The sequence below is a fragment of the Enterococcus sp. DIV0183 genome, from assembly GCF_050541505.1.
Classification (GTDB): Bacteria; Bacillota; Bacilli; order Lactobacillales; family Enterococcaceae; genus Enterococcus; species Enterococcus faecalis.
The window spans coordinates 1,002,669-1,022,488 of sequence record NZ_CP172932.1; the positions used below are offsets into that span (position 1 = coordinate 1,002,669).

The window sequence follows — 19,820 nt, forward strand, 5'->3', positions numbered from 1 at the left end:
TAAAAAGTCTCCTTGGTATTTTTCAAGGAGACTTTTTTCAAGATTATCCTTCCCAAAAGTCAAAGATTGATCAGCATTGTTTCGCTGATTTGTTAGACTAGTAGGTACATTCAGCTTTATAAAGGAGATCTTGAAGAAATGAGTAGAAAAAAAGTCGGTGTTTTCTGTCTATTTCTGTTTTTCACATTTTTTATTATTGTTCCAAAAGTAGAAGCTACAGAAGAAATGAAGACTAAATTTACAGTAACGCCTGTTTTACCAGAAAATCAAGTGTCAGGAACATCAAGTTATTATGATTTAATTCTGGCACCAAAGCAATCTTCCACTATTGTCTTAGATATAAAAAATAAGACAGACGAAAAATTGTCCATCGTATTGACTCTAGCAAATGCATCAACAAATGATAACGGGTTGATTGTGTACAATGATTTTGATAAACCACTTGATTCATCGTTAAAGGTTTCGCTGACAGACTTGGTTACTTTAGAAAATGAGGAAGTGAGTGTGCCGCCTCATCAAACAGTATCAGCAAAGATGAAGGTGAAGGGACTTGATCAGCCTATCAAAGGAGTTGTTTTAGGCGGGGTTTATGCGCATCTCAAAGATGAAAAAACAGAGGAAGAGAACCAAACAACGGGATTAACCAGTCGCTACGGGTTTAATGTTGCGATTGCCATGAGGAGTGCTGAGAATGCTCCTTTAACAGAGGTGAACCAACTGAAATTAGCGAAAGTAACACCTACAATTGCTTTAGGGGCCAAATCACTAAAGGCGGTCATTCAAAATCCATATGCTGCTATTTTTCCAGAAGTTCGTTTAGAAGGTCAAGTGATAAAAAAAGAATCCTCTAAAAAAATTGCACAACGGACACTAAAAAATGTTCGCTTTGCCCCAAATAGTTCCATGAATTTTCATCTTGATTTGGGTAAACAACCGCTAGATGCTGGGACTTATATATTTACAGGACGTGCTATTTTACAACAAGATGAACAACAGTCTTGGCCTTTTCAACAAGAATTTACGATTAACACTCGTGAAGCAAAAAAATTGAATCAAGAGGCTACGGTCAAATGGGTCCTACCTACATGGTGGTTACCGACTTTCTACACGTTGTTAGTAATCACAATTGGGGCAATTTATAGTGTCATTTGGCGCAATAATTATCAAAAAACAAGCGAAAAGGAGAGTGAGAATAATGGCTAGTTGGTTTTGGTTGTCTGGCGGTTTAGCGGTCATTTGTTTTATGTTTTTCCTCTTTTCTTTGCTGACTAGTATGAGTTTTATTCAGCATGCAAAAGAACCCAGAAGTATTCTAAAAGAAACGCTTTTAAGTTGGTTAATGCTTTTACTTAGTGGTGGGTGGATTACAATCGGACTATTGTTATATTTTTCGCTAAAGAATCAATAAACAAAAAACGAGCATTCATTGTTAGATAACCGTGAATGCTCGTTTTTTTGTTTTAGGAAAATGCTCTTTAGCAACTTGCCAGATTTCATTGGGCAACCTGACTGAAATTGTTAAATTGTTCTGTCGAAACGACAAAAAAGTGGTAAACTAAACGTGTATGTTAGTTATTTAATCAAAAGTAATGTATCCGCTTACTTATAAAATGGAAACGAAGGAGCATATTGCAATGACAGAAAAACTTTTAGGAAGTATCGAAGCCGGTGGCACAAAATTTGTATGTGGCGTTGGGACAGATGATTTGACCATCGTAGAACGTGTCAGTTTTCCCACAACAACCCCAGAAGAAACAATGAAAAAAGTAATAGAATTTTTCCAACAATATCCTTTAAAAGCGATTGGGATTGGTTCGTTTGGTCCGATTGATATTCACGTTGATTCTCCTACGTATGGTTATATCACTTCTACACCAAAATTAGCTTGGCGTAACTTTGACTTGTTAGGGACTATGAAACAACATTTTGATGTGCCAATGGCTTGGACAACGGATGTGAATGCTGCGGCATATGGTGAGTATGTTGCTGGAAATGGGCAACATACATCTAGTTGTGTATATTATACAATTGGAACTGGTGTTGGCGCTGGAGCGATTCAAAACGGTGAGTTTATTGAAGGCTTTAGCCACCCAGAAATGGGGCATGCGTTAGTCCGTCGTCATCCTGAAGATACGTATGCAGGAAATTGTCCTTATCATGGAGATTGTTTAGAAGGGATTGCAGCAGGACCAGCAGTTGAAGGTCGTTCTGGTAAAAAAGGACATTTATTGGAAGAGGATCATAAAACTTGGGAACTAGAAGCTTATTATTTAGCGCAAGCGGCGTACAATACTACTTTATTATTAGCGCCAGAAGTGATCATTTTAGGCGGCGGCGTCATGAAACAACGTCATTTGATGCCGAAAGTTCGTGAAAAATTTGCTGAATTAGTCAATGGATATGTGGAAACACCGCCTTTAGAAAAATACTTGGTGACGCCTCTTTTAGAAGATAATCCAGGAACAATTGGTTGCTTTGCCTTGGCAAAAAAAGCTTTAATAGCTCAAAAATAACCATTTATTCGCAGTTCATGCATTATATTTGAAGGAAATGGCTAAGAATGATACTCTTATTATGTAATTAATTATTTAGGAGGGATTAGCATGGCAGATTTAAAAGGACGTTTTGACGATGCAAAAGATAAAGTAGAAGGTACTGCAAAAGAAGCGCAAGGCAAAGTTACGGATGATAAAGGCAAAGAACTTGAAGGAAAAGCTCAATCAACCTTTGCTGACGTAAAAGACAAAGCACGTGATGCCGGCGATGACCTTAAAGAAGGCGCTGAAAAATTAACTGATAAAGTTAAAGAAGGCTTTGAAGACTTAAAAGACAAATTTAGTAAAGATAAATAAAAATTAACAAAAGAGCGTGGGCTTACGTTGAAATAACGTAAGCCCACGCTCTTTTGTTTAGATATCAAATCCTTGCTTCTGTAAAAATGTTTTTACTTCTGGCCGACGATTATAAGAAAAATAGGACAAAGACTTCTGTGACCAATCCGCTGTTTGGGCGTTACTTGAGCGGCTGGCATAATAATCTTTTAATAATTCATCATATGTGTGCATATCTGTCAATTTGTCTGATTGGTAGTGATTTTCGCTTAAAATATTTTCAAAAGGCATCCGTGGTTTTACACCATTTAACGTTTCTGGTACACCGATTGTTAATCCGAAAAGTGGTACAGTTAATTCAGGCAAAGATAAGCGTTTGGCTACTGTGTCTAAGTCATTTCGAATGCCGCCAATATAACAAATCCCTAAATCCATAGATTCAGCCGCAATGGCCATGTTTTGGGCAGCAATCGTTGTATCAACGGCAGCTACTAATAATGATTCTGGTGTCTTTAAGGGTTCCAATGATTGCCCCTCTTTTGACAAAATCGTTGCATGACGATACAAATCAGCAACAAAAACATAGAACACACCAGTGTTAACGACATAGTCTTCACAATTCGCTAAACGTCCCAATTCTCTTCGTAGCTCAGGATCTTTGATTTCTATAATTGTATAAGCTTGTAAAAAATTGGAGCTTGATCCTGCTTGAGCTGCAGTAATTAACTGTTGTTTCTGCTTGTCCGTTAACGCTTGCTTTTTAAAATGACGAACGGAACGGTGACTTAGTAATTGTTCGATTGTTTGATTCATAAAAAACCTCCGTTTAAATTAAGAAAGAGAACAGAAAAACCCACAGCTTAATAGTGGGTTTCTCTGTCGTTAATTGCTAAAGATTACAGAATACGTTCAAATGGATCTAAACTAATTCCTTGGTCTAAGACGATTTTTGCGTATTCTTTCGCTGCAAATAAAGAATGATCTTTGTAGTTTCCGCACTCTTTTGCAGAGACTGCTGGAACAACTTCTGTATTGATTACTTTGTTTAAAACGTTGACTAATGCATCACGGATTTCTTGTGGTGAATGTTGATCCCACATAATCATATAAAAACCAGTGCGGCAACCCATTGGCGAAATGTCAATGATTCCTTTTAATTCATCACGCATGTTAACTGCTAATAAATGTTCCAACGTGTGTAATGCGCCTGTTGGTAGGGCATCTTTGTTTGGTTGTAAGAAACGTAAGTCATATTTTTCGACTAACGCATCACCATTTTGTTCTGTGCCAGCAAGGCGAACATATGGTGCTTTTACTGTGTTGTGATCTAATTCAAAACTTTCTACGCGTGCCATGAAATTTCGCTCCCTTTATAATTAAATTCGTTTTAACTATAACAAATTTAAGTCAAAAGTCAATGGATAGTCCTTTGATGGGTAATAGTTTTAAAATATCATGGGAAAATAAAAAAATCATTTTTTTGACTATGTAGGTTTTTTCAATACTATGGTAAAATAGGACAAGTAGCTTTTATAAGAAGGTAAGAGGGGAGTATGAAAATATGGGAAAAGAATATCATGTTGCCGTGGTAGGAGCAACAGGTGCTGTCGGGACAAGAATGATTGAATTGTTAGCAGAAACAAGTTTGCCAATTGCCAGTGTGAGGTTGTTGGCGTCTAAGCGTTCTGCTGGACAAGAGATTCAGTTTAAAGGGCAACCTCTTATCGTGGAAGAATTAGTCCCGGAATCATTTGAAGGAATCGATTTAGCATTATTTAGTGCTGGTGGGAGTATTTCCGAAAAGTTTGCACCAGAAGCAGTTAAGCGCGGAGCTGTTGTTGTTGACAACACTAGCCATTTTAGAATGGCAAAAGATGTTCCTTTAGTTGTTCCAGAAGTGAACCCGGAAGCCTTAAAAAATCATCAGGGAATCATCGCAAATCCCAATTGTTCTACGATTCAAATGATGGTGGCCTTGGAACCAATTCGGCAAGCGTTTGGCTTAGAACGAATCATCGTTTCAACGTATCAAGCTGTGAGTGGCGCAGGTATCCGTGCAATTAATGAGCTAAAAGAACAAGCCGAAGATTTTTTAGAGGGAAAACCTGTCAGCGAATGGTCAGCTGAAATTTTACCAGCTGGCAGTGACGAAAAACATTATCCAATTGCTTTTAATGCGTTGCCTCAAATTGATGTTTTTTCAGAAGCAGGGTATACCTACGAAGAATGGAAAATGATGAATGAAACAAAAAAAATCATGGGAGACAACAAGCTAAAAGTCGTTGCCACCTGTGTCCGTATTCCGGTAATTTCAGGACATTCTGAGTCTGTTTATATAGAAGTGAAACAAGCAGATGCATCGGTCTCAGCCATCCAAGAATTAATGGCGCAAGCTCCAGGTGTAATTTTGCAAGATGAGCCAAGTGAACAACTATATCCACAAGCGCTAAATAGCGTCAACCAGAAAGAAACATTTGTCGGCCGTATTCGTCAAGACGTTGACGTGAAGAACGGTTTCCATTTATGGATTGTGTCAGACAACCTATTAAAAGGAGCTGCTTGGAACTCGGTCCAAATTGCTGAAACGCTACACGAAATGAATTTGCTTCGTGTACCTGAAAACGACTAGAAGGTTTGTATTGTATACTCGGGAGGGAATAGGATGGATTTAACGAATGCAACAATTATTACGGCAATGGTTACGCCGTTTCAAGAATCGGGAGAAATAGATTTTGATAAACTACCGCAATTGGTAGACTATTTATTGGCCAATCATACAGAAGGCGTTATTTTAGCAGGAACAACTGGTGAATCACCCACGTTAACTCATGAAGAAGAATTACAATTATTCCAGCGAATGATTGAACTGATCGATGGACGTATTCCGATTATTTGTGGTGTAGGTACGAATGATACACGTGACTCAGTCGCTTTTGTGAAAGAGTTAGCGACAATCGCTGGTATCGATGCTGTTTTGGCGGTTGTTCCTTATTATAATAAACCAAATCAAGAAGGTATGTATCAACATTTTAAAACCATCGCAGAAGCAAGTGAACTGCCAATTATTTTGTACAATGTTCCTGGTAGAACGGCTGCATGTCTAGAAGTGGAAACTACTTTGCGCTTAGCACAATTGGAAAAAATTGTGGCAATTAAAGAATGTGCAGGGTTAGATGCAATTACTGAGTTGATTGAAAGAGCGCCAAAAGACTTTCTAGTGTATACTGGAGAAGACGGGTTGGCTTTTGCCACCAAGGCACTTGGCGGACAAGGGGTTATTTCGGTAGCCAGTCATGTCTTCGGTTCGTCAATGTATGAGATGTATCAAGCGCTGGAGCAGGGGAACTTGCCGGAAGCGGCTAAAATTCAACGACAGTTATTACCAAAAATGAACGCATTGTTTTCAGTGCCTTCACCGGCACCCGTGAAAGCGGCCTTAAATCATTTAGGTATTCCTGTTGGAAATTTACGTTTACCTCTAGTTGCTTGTACACCAGAAGAAGAGCAAAGAATTATTCGCACGTTAGAGATTTAAAGAACGTGTAATCATAGAGAGGTGAAAAGAGTGAGTACAATAAAAATCGTTCCATTAGGCGGCGTTCGTGAAAATGGAAAAAATATGTACGTTGCTGAAGTGGAAGATGAAATTTTTGTACTGGATTGTGGATTACAATATCCAGAGAACGAACTTTTAGGAATTGACGTTGTCATTCCGGATTTTACGTATTTAGAAGAAAATAGTGAACGAATTGCAGGGGTCTTTTTAACACATGGCCATGCAGATGCAATTGGGGCCTTACCGTATTTGCTTTCAAAAATTCAAGTGCCTGTTTTTGGGACAGAATTAACGATTGAACTAGCAAAACTAAGTGTCAACAGTCATGCGGAAACGAAGAAATTTAAAGATTTCCATGTGATTGACCCGCATACAGAAATTGATTTTGGTCAAGCAACGGTGAGCTTCTTTAAAACAACGCACACCATTCCAGATTCGATTGGCGTTAGCATCAAAACAAAAGAAGGCAACATTGTTTATACTGGTGATTTTAAATTTGATCAAAGTGCGATTGAGATGTATCAAACCGATTATGGCCGCTTGGCTGAAATTGGGAAAGAAGGCGTCTTGGCGCTACTTAGTGATTCATCAAATGCTGAAAACCCAGTCCAAGTTGCTTCCGAAGCCCAAATCGCTGATGAAGTGTTCGACACGATTCGCTATTGGGAAGGACGAATTATCGTGGCATGTGTGGCAAGTAATTTGCAACGGGTTCAACAAGTATTGAATGCAGCGGATTGTTCTGGTCGTAAAGTCGTTTTGACAGGCCAAGATTTTGAACGGATTATTCGGACGGCGATGAAATTGGAAAAATTACAATTGCCAAGCGAAGATCTATTAGTGAAACCAAAAGAAATGAAAAAATATGCACCCGAACAGTTATTAATTTTAGAAACAGGCCGAATGGGAGAACCGATTAAGTCACTTCAAAAAATGGCTAATAATACACATGGTGTCGTTCGAATTGAAGAAGGCGATTTAGTTTATATTACGACAACGCCGACAACGGCCATGGAAACAACGGTTGCCAAAACAGAGGATATTGTCTATCGGGCCGGTGCTACGGTGAAGCAAATTTCCGACAATTTACGTGTGTCTGGTCACGCTAATCCAAATGACTTGCAATTGATGCTGAACTTAATGAAACCAAAATATTTCATTCCTGTCCAAGGTGAATACCGCCAGTTAGCTGCGCATGCGGACTTAGCACATGAAATTGGCATGCCTTATAAAGATATCTTTATTACAGGTCGTGGGGACATTCTAGAGTATACAAAAGGTAGAATGTCGGTAGCTGGCAGCACAACGGCCGAAAATATTATGATTGACGGGATTGGTGTCGGCGATATTGGTAATATCGTTTTACGGGATCGTCGTATTCTTTCCGAAGATGGTATTTTTGTGGCTGTTGTGACAATTAATCGCCGAGAAAAACGAATTGTTTCCCCAGCTAAAATTACTTCTAGAGGTTTTGTTTACGTTAAAACAAGTAAAGACCTAATGAAAGAAAGTAGCAATATTGTCACAGAAATTGTTGAAAAGCATTTAGAAAGTGACGATTTTGAATGGAGCAAACTGAAACAAGAAATCCGCGAAAACTTAAGCCGTTATTTATTTGAACAAACCAAACGTCGTCCTGTGATCTTACCAGTTATCATGGAAGCGACGCAACGCAAGCGTCCCAAAAATAACGCATAGTTCGTCCTGATAAAAGCAGGTGATTTTAGGAGAAATTCTTCTAAAGTCATCTGTTCTTTTTTGTAACTTTCTTCTATAAATATGGTACTATTAATCAGAGCGCTGAATAAAGGAGGCGATTTTAGTGGAAGAGATTGTGTTGTTCCATACCAATGATCTTCATTCTCACTTTGAAAATTGGCCCAAAATACGGCGTCTGGTTAAAGCCAAACGTTCGCTGTACCAAAAAGAGGGCAAAACAGTCGTAACCATTGATTTAGGTGACTTTTCAGATCGGTGTCATCCTTTGACCGAAGCAACAGATGGTCGAGCAAATGTAGCTATAATGAATACATTAGCGTATGATCTGGTTACAATTGGAAATAATGAAGGAATCGGCAATTCAAAGAAACAATTAGAGCATTTATATGATCAGGCAACATTTGAAGTGGTCTTAGCTAATTTAGAAGATCCAAAAACCCAAACGTTACCAGATTTTTGTCAAGCATATAAAATTATGACAACTAAAGAAGGCACAAAGTTAGGGTTTATTGGCTTAACCGCACCATTTCCTTTAACGTATAATCCCAATGGCTGGACAATCAAACAAGTGGAAGCAGTCCTTCCTCAACTGATTACAGAAGTTGCGCCTCAATGTGATGTTCTCATTTTGCTTAGTCACTTGGGGATAGATACTGATTTTATGATTGCGGCGAATTATCCTGAAATTCAAGTGATTTTAGGTTCCCATACACATCATTTATTTAAAGATGGTGAAAAAATTAATCATGTGCAACTAGCAGCTGCTGGCAAATATGGACAGTATATTGGTGAAGTGCATCTGTTTGTGGATGCCGACACGAAGCAAGTCACAAGTTATGCAAAAACGATTGAAACAGCAAGTTTAGAAGAGCAAGCAACTGATGCCAAGGAAATTGCGGGTTACTTAACGGAAGGTCATCGACTATTGCAAGCGCAGCAAATTGCACAAATCCCTGAAACCTTGTCAACGGACTTACGGCAACCGCATGCCTTTATAACTGTTGCCTTGAAGGCGTTAAAAGAAGCGGGGCAGACCGAAGCGGCTGTGTTGAACAACGGGTTATTTTTAGCAGATTTACCAGAAGGAATAATCAATGCAGACCAATTACATGAGGCCTTGCCTCATCCAATGCATTTAATCAAGGTTACCTTGAAAGGGTCAGACATGAGCCGTTTGATTCGTGAAATGGAAAAAAGTCGTCAATTTCTGCGGAAATTTCCGATTCGCGGGATGGGCTTCCGCGGGAAAATTTTTGGCGAATTATGTTATGATGGGATTCGTTTTGAGCGAAATAGCCAGACCGTTTTTTGGCAAGGGAAACCTATTCAGCCAGAGCAGAAATATACGCTGACAACAGTGGATCACTTTCAATTTGTTCCGTTTTTCCCAACGATTGAGTTAGTTGGAGAAGTCGAATTTTTATTTCCAGACGTTTTAAGAACTGTCGTGGCGAACTATCTGCATGCCCACTATCCAATCAAATAAAAACAAGGTATAATAAAAACTAGGTGGTGAAAAAATGACAGACAAAAAGACAACCGAAAAAAAAGAAACAGAAACTGCTGCAACCTTTACAGAAGAACTAACAGCAGTTCTTGAAGAAATAAAAGAAGAACCTGTAAAAGAAAAGAAAAAAGGGGAAATTGTCACCATTGTGAATGAAACAGATATTCAAATTGGTGAAAGAGAGTACCGAATTGTTAAAAATCATCGTGATGCCTTTGATCCTGAACGCTTAGGTGAACGGTTTAGTGAAGTATTAGCGCGTTATGATTATATCGTAGGAGACTGGGGCTATGAACAGTTACGCTTGCGTGGCTTTTTTGATACTTCTAATCGTCGGGCAGCGCCGGATCAACGCATTGATACACTAGAAGACTATTTGTATGAATATTGTAATTTTGGCTGTGCCTATTTTGTAATTGAACGAACAGGGGAACGTAAAGAAAAAACAACGCATCGTCGTCGTCGCCATAAAAAGAATAATCGTTCTAACGCGTTTGTCGAGGAAAAGAGTGCGCCCGCTAATAAAAATAGCAAGCCAGTGATTCGTACGAGAAAAGAAGAAAATAAAAAAACGACTACACCCAAACAGCCTAGTTCCAAAAAATCTGGCAAAGGCTTTACGATTCGTCAACGTGAGGAGTAAACAGAGTGAAAAAAGACTATCAAGGATATTTAATTGATTTAGATGGAACGATTTATTTAGGAAAAGAACCAATTCCAGCCGGAAAACGTTTTGTCGAGCAGTTACAGGAAAAAGATTTGCCTTTTTTATTTGTAACGAATAATACCACTAAATCTCCTGAAACAGTGGCACAACGTTTAGCAAATGAATTTGATATTCATGTCCCAGCATCCCTTGTTTATACAGCGACTTTAGCGACGATTGATTACATGAAAGAAACCAATCGAGGCAAGAAAGTCTTTGTCATCGGCGAGGCTGGTTTAATTGACTTAATTTTAGAAGCAGGTTTTGAATGGGATGAAACAAATCCTGATTATGTTGTCGTGGGACTTGATACAGAATTATCTTATGAAAAAGTGGTTTTAGCTACCTTAGCCATTCAAAAAGGGGCGTTGTTTATTGGGACCAATCCAGATAAGAACATTCCGACAGAAAGAGGCTTATTACCTGGTGCAGGTTCAGTTGTGACGTTTGTGGAGACAGCTACTCAAACAAAACCAGTTTATATTGGCAAACCAAAAGCGATTATCATGGAACGAGCGATTGCGCATTTAGGCGTGGAAAAAGAGCAAGTGATTATGGTTGGAGATAATTATGAAACCGATATTCAATCAGGGATTCAAAATGGTATTGATAGCTTGTTAGTTACATCAGGTTTTACCCCTAAGTCAGCTGTTCCAACTTTGCCAACGCCACCAACCTATGTTGTTGATTCCTTAGATGAATGGACTTTTTGAGTATGATGAGGTCGAAATTGCGTTTAAGGGAAACACTTGGACTCATTTGTTTGTTTTTAACGATTGTGGCTTTAAGTATCACGATCACGATTAATTTTCGTCCATTGTATCTTTTTGATATCCAACACTTAAATATTTTAAAAGACGTAGAGGTTGATCGTGTGACCTTGATTAAAAATTACGATCATTTAATGATGTACTTAAACAATCCTTTTGAAAAAACATTAGTATTTCCTGACTTTCCAATGTCTGATAGCGCGGCTTTTCATTTTTATGAAGTGAAAAAATTATTTTTATTGTGCTATGGCGTATTACTAGTTACGTTGTTGCCTAGTGTCCTTTATTTAAAATATTTGGTGAAAAATCAGCGTTTATGGACATTGATACGGCCATTTCAGTGGGGAATGTTTTTGCCTGTGCTTTTTGGCTTTTTCATGCTGATTGGCTTTGATCAATTTTTTATTGCGTTTCATGGATTATTTTTTAACAACGATGCTTGGTTATTTAATCCGCTGACTGATCCGATTATCAATGCCTTACCTGAAGCCTACTTTATGCATTGTTTTATCTTGTTTTTTATTTTATTAGAAGGCCTGTTTTTGATAGGTATTTTAATCGGAAAACGTTCTTTAAAAAAATAAAGAGAGAAAAGTGAACAATTCCAAAATTGCTCGCTTTTCTTTTTTATTCAATCTAGTTTTAAAAACTAGATTGAATAATTGTCAAAAGTATGATATTCTTTTTTAGAAATGGTTAGGAGGGTTTTTATGGACGAGATAGAAAAATCACTACAAAATTGGGGCCAACAATTGGAAAACGTTCATTTGCCAAGATGGCATGAGTTACCAGATATTGAATTATATATGGATCAAGTGATTACTCTGATAGAAAAATACTTATCCCCATTGATTACACTGGAAAAACATACTTTGTTAACGTCCTCAATGGTTAATAATTATGTCAAACACGGGTTAATCCCGGCCCCAGTGAAAAAGCGCTACAATCAAAAGCATTTAGCGTTTTTAATTGCGATTACGTTGTTGAAACAAGTGTTAACATTGCCAGAAATTAAGCAAGGCATTTTATTCCAAGGAGCTACGGTTGGTATTCGTGAAGCGTACAATTTATTTTGTCAAGAACAGGAACGAGCGATTTATGTGATTGCTGCTCAAGCGCAAGAAAAAGAAGTTCAGGCCAAATCACAAGAACCTATGGGGATTGAATATTTGGCTGTAAAAGCAGCGACAATGTCTTTTGCTACTAAAATGTTTAGTGAAAAAGTGATTGAATTGGAACAAGAATACTTAAAAGAAATGGATGAGATGACACATGAATAAAGAAAAAATCGCACTACTAGTTGATTCTGGGACAGATGTTCCAGAGGCATTAGTCAAACAATACGGCATGTATGTCTTGCCCTTACAGATTATTTATCCTGAAAAAACCTATACAGATAAGGTAGATATTACACCAGAAGAAGTGTATCAACGTTTAGAGAAAGAAATCCCTAGTACTTCATTACCTGATGGTGCAACAATCCAAGCTATTTTTGACAAAATTAAAGAAGCGGGTTACGAAAAAGTCTTAGCGGTGACCATTTCTAGTGGTTTAAGTGGAACGTATAATGTAGTTCGCTTGCTTGGAGAACAAACCGAAGGACTAGATGTATTTGTTTTAGATACAAAGAACATTGGTATCGGGGCTGGCATTCAGGCGATACGAGCAGCAGAATTAATTGAAACAGGATTAGGATGGCAAGAATTACAACAAAAATTAACAGAAGAAGTAGCCAACGCAAAAGTATTTTTTAATGTAGCCACTTTAGAATATCTACAAAAAGGTGGACGAATTGGTTTAGTCACTTCTATTTTAGGGAATGCGCTAAAATTAAACCCCATTATTTCTTGTAATGAAGAAGGCATTTACTATACGGTGGCTAAGTCTCGCGGCCGTAAAAAAAGTCTTGATAAAACGTTTGAGTTGGTGACGAACTTTATAGGTGAGGCACCCCGTTTCCGTTTGGCAGTCGCTCACGGTGCGGCAGAGGAAGAAGCAAAAGCAATGATGGAACGCTTGAAAGCAGCTTTTCCACAAGCAGAAGAAATTTACTTTGGAACAATTAGTCCGGCATTAGTTGTTCATACAGGACCAGGACTTTTAGGTGTTGGCATACAGTTATTAAATGATTAATTAAATGAAAAATCCCCTCAAATTTTTTTGAGGGGATTTTTCATTTAAGATTTCTCTTTTTCATAGAAATATCATTTTGCTGGAAAAACAACAAAAATTATATTGAAAATTTCACGAATGTGTTACAATTCATCTACAAAGGGGGAATTTTTTGTGAAAAAAGCAATAGCAGAATGTTTAGGAACATTTATTCTTGTCTTTTTTGGGACAGGAACAGCCGTTCTAGGAAATGGTATGGAAGGGATTGGAACAACGGGGATTGCCTTAGCATTTGGGTTAACAATCGTTGCTGCTGCCTATAGTATTGGCACAATTTCAGGTGCACATCTAAACCCAGCTGTTTCTATAGGAATGTGGCTTAATAAACGAATGACAACAATGGAACTAATCTACTATGTAGTGGGACAAATTGTTGGTGGCTTGATTGCCTCATTTGCTTTATTAAGCATTCTAAAAGGTGCTGGTAAAAGTATTGAGAACTTAGGTCAAAATGGCGTAGGGGAATTAAGTGTTGCTGGTGCATTGACAGTCGAAATTATTTTAACATTTATTTTTGTTTTAGTTGTCATGACAGTTACAAGTGCTAAGAAAGGCAATGCTTCATTAGCAGGAATCGTAATTGGGTTAACACTAACAATGATTCACTTAGTCGGCATTCCTTTGACAGGAACTTCTGTCAACCCAGCTCGTAGCATCGCGCCAGCCGTTTTTGCGGGTGGTTCAGCGTTATCTGAGTTGTGGATTTTTATCGTTGCGCCATTAATTGGTGGATTATTAGCCGCTCTTGTAGCAAAATTCGTCTTAGATACGGAAGAATAGATTAGCGAAAGAAGAATCTTTGATAACAAGCGTCAATTGTTGTCAGAGATTCTTTTTTTGTTATACTAGGAGAACCTAAAGGCGCATTTTTAACCAAAGATGAAAACATCATCAAAATAAGGTATAATAGGAAAGTATCAAATAAGATTAGAAGGAAAAAGAGGTGTCTCTTTGTGAAGAAAATTTTAGTAGTTGATGACGAGAAGCCAATTTCAGAGATCGTTAAATATAATTTGGTTAAAGAAGGATATGAAGTATTTACTGCTTACGATGGAGAAGAAGCACTTGAAAAAGTGGAAGAAGTGGAACCAGACTTAATTATTTTAGACTTAATGCTCCCTAAAATGGATGGCTTAGAAGTCGCGCGAGAAGTGCGCAAAACACATGATATGCCAATCATTATGGTGACTGCCAAAGATTCTGAAATTGATAAGGTTTTAGGATTAGAATTAGGAGCCGATGACTATGTAACGAAACCATTTTCAAATCGTGAATTAGTTGCTCGTGTAAAAGCCAATTTACGGCGAGGTGCAACCAATGCGAAAGAAGCCGAGGTGACAACACAATCTGAATTAACGATTGGTGATTTAACCATTCATCCTGATGCATACATGGTCTCAAAACGGGGTGAAAAAATTGAATTAACCCACCGTGAATTTGAGTTACTTTATTACTTAGCAAAACATATCGGACAAGTGATGACTCGTGAACATTTGTTACAAACCGTTTGGGGTTATGATTATTTTGGTGATGTGCGGACAGTGGACGTAACCGTGCGTCGTTTAAGAGAAAAAATTGAAGATAGTCCAAGTCATCCAACGTATTTGGTTACTCGTCGTGGGGTTGGTTATTATCTAAGAAATCCTGAACAGGAGTAATCAGGTATGAAGAAAAAAGTTCACTTTTTTCAATCTGTTAATTTTAAGATTGCGTTATCATTTATTCTGCTGTTACTGATTGCGATTCAAATCATTGGTGGCTATTTCATTCGTGAATTGGAAGCCACTACAATTTCCGATTTTAAAAAGAATATGGATTCCCAAGTTGTCCAATTGTCAAATACGTTAAGCACGCAGATGAGCAACAAAGATCTCGAACGTAGTGACGTTGATGCAAATTTAAAAAAAGCGTTATCTGATTTTTCAAATGCAGATATTTCTGAAGCGAGAATTGTCGATGATAAAGGGATTATTCGGGCAACCAATGATTTAAATCAACAAAATATTATTGGGAAAAAGAATGATTATCGTGATTTAAATGACTTTACGAGTAAAAAATATCAAGCTTTAGATAATGATAAACGCGTGTATGTGAATGTTCAGCCGATTCAATCGCCTACTGGAGAAACAGTGATTGGTGTCCTTTATGTGAAAAGTAATTTAGAAAATAAATACCAAGAAATTACCAACACAGCAAGTATCTTTTTCACTGCTTCTATTATTGCCGCAGCAATCTCGATTATTGTGACCTTACTGATTGCACGATCAATCACGAAGCCGATTGGTGAAATGCGCGAGCAAGCCATTCGAATCGCTCGTGGTGATTACGCTGGAAAAGTAGAAGTCCATGGAAAAGATGAATTAGGCCAATTAGCAGAAACATTTAATCAATTATCAGAACGGATTGAAGAAGCACAAGAAACAATGGAAGCAGAAAGAAATCGTTTAGATAGTGTCTTAACGCATATGACAGATGGTGTCATTGCGACGGATCGCCGCGGAAAGGTGATTACGATTAATGAGATGGCCCTTTCATTATTAAATGTAAAAAATGAAAATGTGATTGGGACCTCGTTATTAGAGTTGTTAGATATTGAAGAAGATTACACATTGCGGAAGCTGTTAGAAGAGCCAGATGAACTGCTGATTGATCGCTCAACGTCTGATCGTGAAGAAGACCAAATGATTATCCGGGTAGACTTTACAATGATTCGTCGGGAATCAGGATTTATTACTGGCTTAGTTTGCGTACTTCATGACGTCACAGAACAGGAAAAAAACGAACGGGAAAGACGGGAATTTGTTTCCAATGTTTCTCATGAGTTGCGAACGCCTTTGACAAGTATGCGTAGTTATATAGAGGCTTTGAGTGAAGGAGCTTGGGAAAACCCTGAGATTGCGCCGAATTTCTTAAAAGTCACGTTAGAAGAAACCGACCGGATGATTCGTATGATTAATGATTTGTTAAATTTATCTCGGATGGACTCTGGGAATACACATCTTCAATTAGAATATGTGAATTTTAACGAATTGATTAATTTTGTCTTGGATCGCTTTGATATGATGATTGAAAATGAGCAAAAAAATTACAAAATTCGCCGTGAATTTACTAAACGCGATTTATGGGTAGAGTTAGATACAGACAAAGTAATTCAGGTTTTAGACAACATTTTGAACAATGCGATTAAGTATTCGCCAGATGGCGGCGTCATTACCTGCCGACTAGTTGAAACACATAATAATGTCGTCTTTAGTATCTCGGACCAAGGTTTGGGCATCCCTAAAAAAGATCTCGGGAAAGTCTTCGAGCGTTTTTATCGTGTGGATAAAGCACGTGCGCGAGCACAAGGTGGGACTGGTTTAGGTTTAGCAATTTCTAAAGAAGTAATTCGGGCCCATAACGGGAGTATTTGGGTGGAAAGTACAGAAGGTGAAGGATCGACTTTCTATATTTCACTACCATATGAACCTTATGAAGAGGATTGGTGGGAATGATGAAATTATCAGAATGGATTACAAGAATTGGCTTGATTTTGATGGTCATTTTAAGTATATATTTTTCAGTCAATATCTGGCTGAATTCTGCCAAAAAAATACCAGAAATGAAGTCGGGAAGCCAAGTCACAACAGCTGTCAATGAAAAAGCCATTGGCGATGTCTATTTACCTTTGCAATTGATTCGAATAACTGATGGAAAAGCGATGCAAAGTAATCGTGAAACATTAATTAGTAATGTTCAAAATGATATTAAAATGGCTACGTTTGGTAAATTGACACAAGTTGTGACAAAAAATGCAGAGCAACTTAAGCGCTACAACCAAATGGAACAAGGCATTGAACTTCTTTATCAAGGTCCCTTTTTAATCTCGGACTATGCTTCGATTTATAATCTATCCATTAATTTTACTAACTTTAATGAGTTGACGGACCAGTATTTTACGAAAATTCAATTGGATTTTAACGAAAATAAGATACGCTTTTTAGATTATGACCAAGCCAATGTCTATGAAGCGCCCATGACTGTCAATAAGGCGCGCTTAATGGGAATTATCAATAAAGAGGGATTACAATATCAAGACGTTTCCGAAAATACGCTAACCAAACAAGGGCAATGTTATTTAACCAATGATATGAAGTTGAAAAAGTACAGTTATATTTTAGCTTCGCAACCAGTTACTCGTTTTAGGAATGCTTTTTTCAATGAAACGGAAGATATCCAAACCAATGAAGACAGTCAAGACTTAACCTATACGAGTAAAGAAGAACGATTGTTTGCAGAAGAAAAACTGGGAAAAATTGATTTTAAAGGGACCTTGCCAGAAGAGAATAAACGGGATTCAATCTATAATCAAAGCTTTTCTTATGTAAAACGTTTAGGAACCAATATGGGGAATTTACGTTACTTTGATCGAACGAAAGATAGTGTCAATTATCGGACTTTTGTGGAAGGTTTTCCAGTGTTCAGTAATGATTTAAAAGGCCAAGTGGATATTCGCATCACGAACAACGATGGTGCTGCGCCAAGCGTAACCATTAACACAAGTGTGAATACGATCCAAGTGCCGATTCCTTCAGAAGAAGAAGTGACGCTGGAAAGCACGGAAAAATTGATTAAGCGTTTAGAAACGGCTGGTGCTAAAAAGGAAAAAATCCAATCGGCTGTTATCGGTTATACGTGGCAGACAATTGAAGAAGTCAAACAAGTCGTTGATTTAAGTCCGGAATGGTATGTCCTTTATAACAACAATTGGTACACTGCAACGGACTTGGTAAAACAATTACCAAGCTTGGAGGTGGGCTAATGGATTTTAAACGAATTGAGTGGATTTTCTTCTTAGCATTTTTAGGATTAAATATCTTTTTATTTGGAATTTATCGGGAAGGTCAACAAGAGGAGAGCAACGTCTCTTCTTCCAGCCAAACAGAATCGATTGAAAGTCGGTTGGAAAAAGATAACATCTCGTATAAAGGGACACTTTCTTCAGAACGATTGGAAGGCTATTATTTAAGTGGCGAACAAACCAATTTTTCTGCTGCTTTAAAAATCCAACGTGAAAAGAATAAAAACTTTTTGAGAAATGGGCTGCAAATTGCGGATAATACTTTAACGAGTGTGCCTAGTAAAAACTATTTTATTGATCCTAAGAAAATTGATAAAGATTTAAGTACCTTTTTAAATGAAAAAAATGCTTTATTATTCGGAGACGAATATCAATACTTACCAGAATTTTCTCATTTAAAAGAGCCGACGGCAGAAATTGTGGCTGCACAATTGTATAAAGGAATTCCCTTTAGAGATGACACGGCAAAATTAAGTATTTTAGCAGATACGTCAGGTGAATTATGGAAAATTAGTAAATATTCGCAAACGCACATTGAAAATATTGAAGAGTTACGAGACAAAACGGATTTATATTCCAATCGTGATGCGATAGACACGCTCTATATGAATAATCGGATTCCTAGTAATTCTAAAATAACATTCATTAAATTGGCCTATTCAAGAATTTATAAAATTCGTGAGAAAAATGTATACGTTCCAGTCTGGTTTGTAGGAATTTCTACTGGTGAAGATTCAGTTGAAATTGAACAGGTGAATGCCGTAAGTAATACCATCATCACAAATAATACTGTGCCAAAGGTGGAAAAACATTAAGGTCCGTTGTATAATGAAACACGTTAATGTTGTAATGTAGAAGGGAAGAGTTTTAAATGGATTCAGAGTTTGCTTTTAATATCAGTGTTCTTGCCAGTGGCAGTACAGGCAATTCCCTTTTTATTGAAACCAACCAAAAGAAAGTATTAGTAGATGCGGGTTTAAGTGGCAAAAAAATCACTTCACTGTTAGCAGAAGTCAATCGTAAACCAGAAGATTTAGATGCGATTTTAGTTACACATGAACATCGGGATCACATTCATGGCGTTGGCGTGTTAGCGCGAAAATATAAGTTAGATGTCTATGCCAATGAAAAAACGTGGCAAGCGATGGATCCCATGATTGGCAAAGTCGATGTCGCTCAAAAACATATTTTTGAAATGGGCAAAGTTTTGACCTTGGGAGATATGGACATTGAAAGTTTTGGTGTCTCACATGATGCGATTGCGCCTCAATTTTATCGTTTTCATCGCAATAATCGTTCCTTTGTTGTTCTAACGGATACAGGTTATTGTAGCGATCATATTCGTGGTACGATTGAAAATGCAGATGCTTATTTAGTCGAAAGCAATCATGAAATTGAAATTTTGCGAGCAGGACCTTATCCATGGAGTCTTAAACAACGGATTTTAGGAGATAAAGGCCATTTATCCAATGATGATGGTGCTCTTGTGATGGCGGATGTGTTAGGTGATAAAACAAAACGCATTTATTTAGGTCATCTTAGCAAAGAAAATAATACGAAACTTCATGCGCGAATGGCAATGGAGTCTACTTTGAAGCAAAAGGATTTAGGCGTCGGTGAAGCATTTAAGGTATATGATACAGACCCCGATTCAGCCTCAGAGTTATTTCAAATTTAGAATAATGGTGGTTTATCAGTTTTTGAGCGTGGAGCAAAAAT

The 19,820-nt window shown here is 37.7% G+C and carries 21 protein-coding genes; 19 read left to right on the forward strand and 2 right to left on the reverse strand.

Annotation, left to right across the window (positions count from 1 at the left end):
* Window positions 1-138: 138 nt before the first annotated feature.
* From IGK72_RS05065 to IGK72_RS05080, 4 genes are all read left to right on the forward strand, one after another.
* Entirely contained in the window at window positions 139-1,203 is a 1,065-nt protein-coding gene (locus IGK72_RS05065; protein ID WP_070415903.1) for a DUF916 and DUF3324 domain-containing protein, read from the forward strand.
* Window positions 1,196-1,408, forward strand: a complete 213-nt coding sequence (locus IGK72_RS05070) for a hypothetical protein (protein WP_002357965.1) — start codon at window positions 1,196-1,198, stop codon at window positions 1,406-1,408. The genes IGK72_RS05065 and IGK72_RS05070 overlap by 8 nt, the downstream gene beginning before the upstream one ends.
* Before the next feature lie 226 nt (window positions 1,409-1,634).
* A complete protein-coding gene (gene scrK, locus IGK72_RS05075) occupies window positions 1,635-2,513 on the forward strand; it encodes a fructokinase ScrK (RefSeq protein ID WP_002357964.1) in 879 nt (292 codons plus the stop codon).
* A 90-nt stretch (window positions 2,514-2,603) separates the two neighbouring features.
* A complete protein-coding gene (locus IGK72_RS05080) occupies window positions 2,604-2,852 on the forward strand; it encodes a YtxH domain-containing protein (protein ID WP_002357962.1) in 249 nt (82 codons plus the stop codon).
* Window positions 2,853-2,909: 57 nt separating this feature from the next.
* On the opposite strand, the gene nfsA is transcribed toward IGK72_RS05080, so the two are convergent.
* Complete coding sequence (gene nfsA, locus IGK72_RS05085) at window positions 2,910-3,644, reverse strand: oxygen-insensitive NADPH nitroreductase (RefSeq protein WP_002357961.1); 735 nt, start codon at window positions 3,642-3,644, stop codon at window positions 2,910-2,912.
* An 83-nt stretch (window positions 3,645-3,727) separates the two neighbouring features.
* On the reverse strand, window positions 3,728-4,186 hold the full coding sequence (locus tag IGK72_RS05090) for an S-ribosylhomocysteine lyase (RefSeq protein WP_002357960.1): 459 nt from the start codon (window positions 4,184-4,186) through the stop codon (window positions 3,728-3,730).
* Between the two features lie 206 nt (window positions 4,187-4,392).
* Between IGK72_RS05090 and IGK72_RS05095 the strand changes: the two genes are divergently transcribed.
* The 15 genes from IGK72_RS05095 to IGK72_RS05165 all read left to right on the forward strand — a co-directional run bounded on the left by IGK72_RS05095 (window position 4,393) and on the right by IGK72_RS05165 (window position 19,779).
* Window positions 4,393-5,460 carry an aspartate-semialdehyde dehydrogenase gene (locus IGK72_RS05095; RefSeq protein ID WP_002381968.1) on the forward strand — a complete coding sequence of 356 codons (1,068 nt, stop codon included), beginning with the start codon at window positions 4,393-4,395 and terminating at the stop codon, window positions 5,458-5,460.
* 33 nt (window positions 5,461-5,493) lie between these two features.
* On the forward strand, window positions 5,494-6,366 hold the full coding sequence (gene dapA, locus IGK72_RS05100) for a 4-hydroxy-tetrahydrodipicolinate synthase (protein ID WP_002357957.1): 873 nt from the start codon (window positions 5,494-5,496) through the stop codon (window positions 6,364-6,366).
* A 30-nt stretch (window positions 6,367-6,396) separates the two neighbouring features.
* Window positions 6,397-8,085 (forward strand): ribonuclease J, encoded by a 1,689-nt coding sequence (locus IGK72_RS05105; protein ID WP_016634113.1) that lies wholly within the window; start codon window positions 6,397-6,399, stop codon window positions 8,083-8,085.
* Between the two features lie 124 nt (window positions 8,086-8,209).
* Window positions 8,210-9,592: a bifunctional metallophosphatase/5'-nucleotidase gene (locus tag IGK72_RS05110; protein WP_002357955.1), complete on the forward strand. Its 1,383-nt coding sequence runs from the start codon at window positions 8,210-8,212 to the stop codon at window positions 9,590-9,592.
* 34 nt (window positions 9,593-9,626) lie between these two features.
* Window positions 9,627-10,256, forward strand: a complete 630-nt coding sequence (locus IGK72_RS05115; RefSeq protein ID WP_002377795.1) for a YutD family protein — start codon at window positions 9,627-9,629, stop codon at window positions 10,254-10,256.
* 5 nt (window positions 10,257-10,261) lie between these two features.
* On the forward strand, window positions 10,262-11,032 hold the full coding sequence (locus tag IGK72_RS05120; protein ID WP_002357953.1) for a TIGR01457 family HAD-type hydrolase: 771 nt from the start codon (window positions 10,262-10,264) through the stop codon (window positions 11,030-11,032).
* The gene (locus IGK72_RS05125; protein WP_023894546.1) at window positions 11,020-11,673 is read left to right on the forward strand and encodes a TIGR01906 family membrane protein; all 654 of its coding nucleotides are present in this window, start codon (window positions 11,020-11,022) and stop codon (window positions 11,671-11,673) included. The genes IGK72_RS05120 and IGK72_RS05125 overlap by 13 nt, the downstream gene beginning before the upstream one ends.
* Before the next feature lie 126 nt (window positions 11,674-11,799).
* On the forward strand, window positions 11,800-12,369 hold the full coding sequence (locus tag IGK72_RS05130) for a DUF1836 domain-containing protein (protein ID WP_002357951.1): 570 nt from the start codon (window positions 11,800-11,802) through the stop codon (window positions 12,367-12,369).
* Window positions 12,362-13,222 carry a DegV family protein gene (locus IGK72_RS05135; RefSeq protein WP_002357950.1) on the forward strand — a complete coding sequence of 287 codons (861 nt, stop codon included), beginning with the start codon at window positions 12,362-12,364 and terminating at the stop codon, window positions 13,220-13,222. The genes IGK72_RS05130 and IGK72_RS05135 overlap by 8 nt, the downstream gene beginning before the upstream one ends.
* A gap of 117 nt (window positions 13,223-13,339) precedes the next feature.
* Window positions 13,340-14,041: an MIP/aquaporin family protein gene (locus IGK72_RS05140; RefSeq protein WP_002399963.1), complete on the forward strand. Its 702-nt coding sequence runs from the start codon at window positions 13,340-13,342 to the stop codon at window positions 14,039-14,041.
* Between the two features lie 173 nt (window positions 14,042-14,214).
* Window positions 14,215-14,919 carry a response regulator YycF gene (gene yycF, locus IGK72_RS05145; protein WP_002357947.1) on the forward strand — a complete coding sequence of 235 codons (705 nt, stop codon included), beginning with the start codon at window positions 14,215-14,217 and terminating at the stop codon, window positions 14,917-14,919.
* 6 nt (window positions 14,920-14,925) lie between these two features.
* A complete protein-coding gene (gene walK, locus IGK72_RS05150; RefSeq protein WP_002357946.1) occupies window positions 14,926-16,755 on the forward strand; it encodes a cell wall metabolism sensor histidine kinase WalK in 1,830 nt (609 codons plus the stop codon).
* A complete protein-coding gene (locus IGK72_RS05155) occupies window positions 16,752-18,062 on the forward strand; it encodes a YycH family regulatory protein (protein ID WP_002385989.1) in 1,311 nt (436 codons plus the stop codon). Before walK ends, IGK72_RS05155 begins: the two co-directional genes overlap by 4 nt.
* Window positions 18,062-18,916 (forward strand): two-component system regulatory protein YycI, encoded by an 855-nt coding sequence (locus tag IGK72_RS05160; protein WP_010819928.1) that lies wholly within the window; start codon window positions 18,062-18,064, stop codon window positions 18,914-18,916. The genes IGK72_RS05155 and IGK72_RS05160 overlap by 1 nt, the downstream gene beginning before the upstream one ends.
* A 56-nt stretch (window positions 18,917-18,972) precedes the next feature.
* Window positions 18,973-19,779, forward strand: coding sequence for an MBL fold metallo-hydrolase (locus IGK72_RS05165; RefSeq protein ID WP_002357943.1), 807 nt, complete (start codon window positions 18,973-18,975; stop codon window positions 19,777-19,779).
* Window positions 19,780-19,820 lie beyond the last annotated feature (41 nt).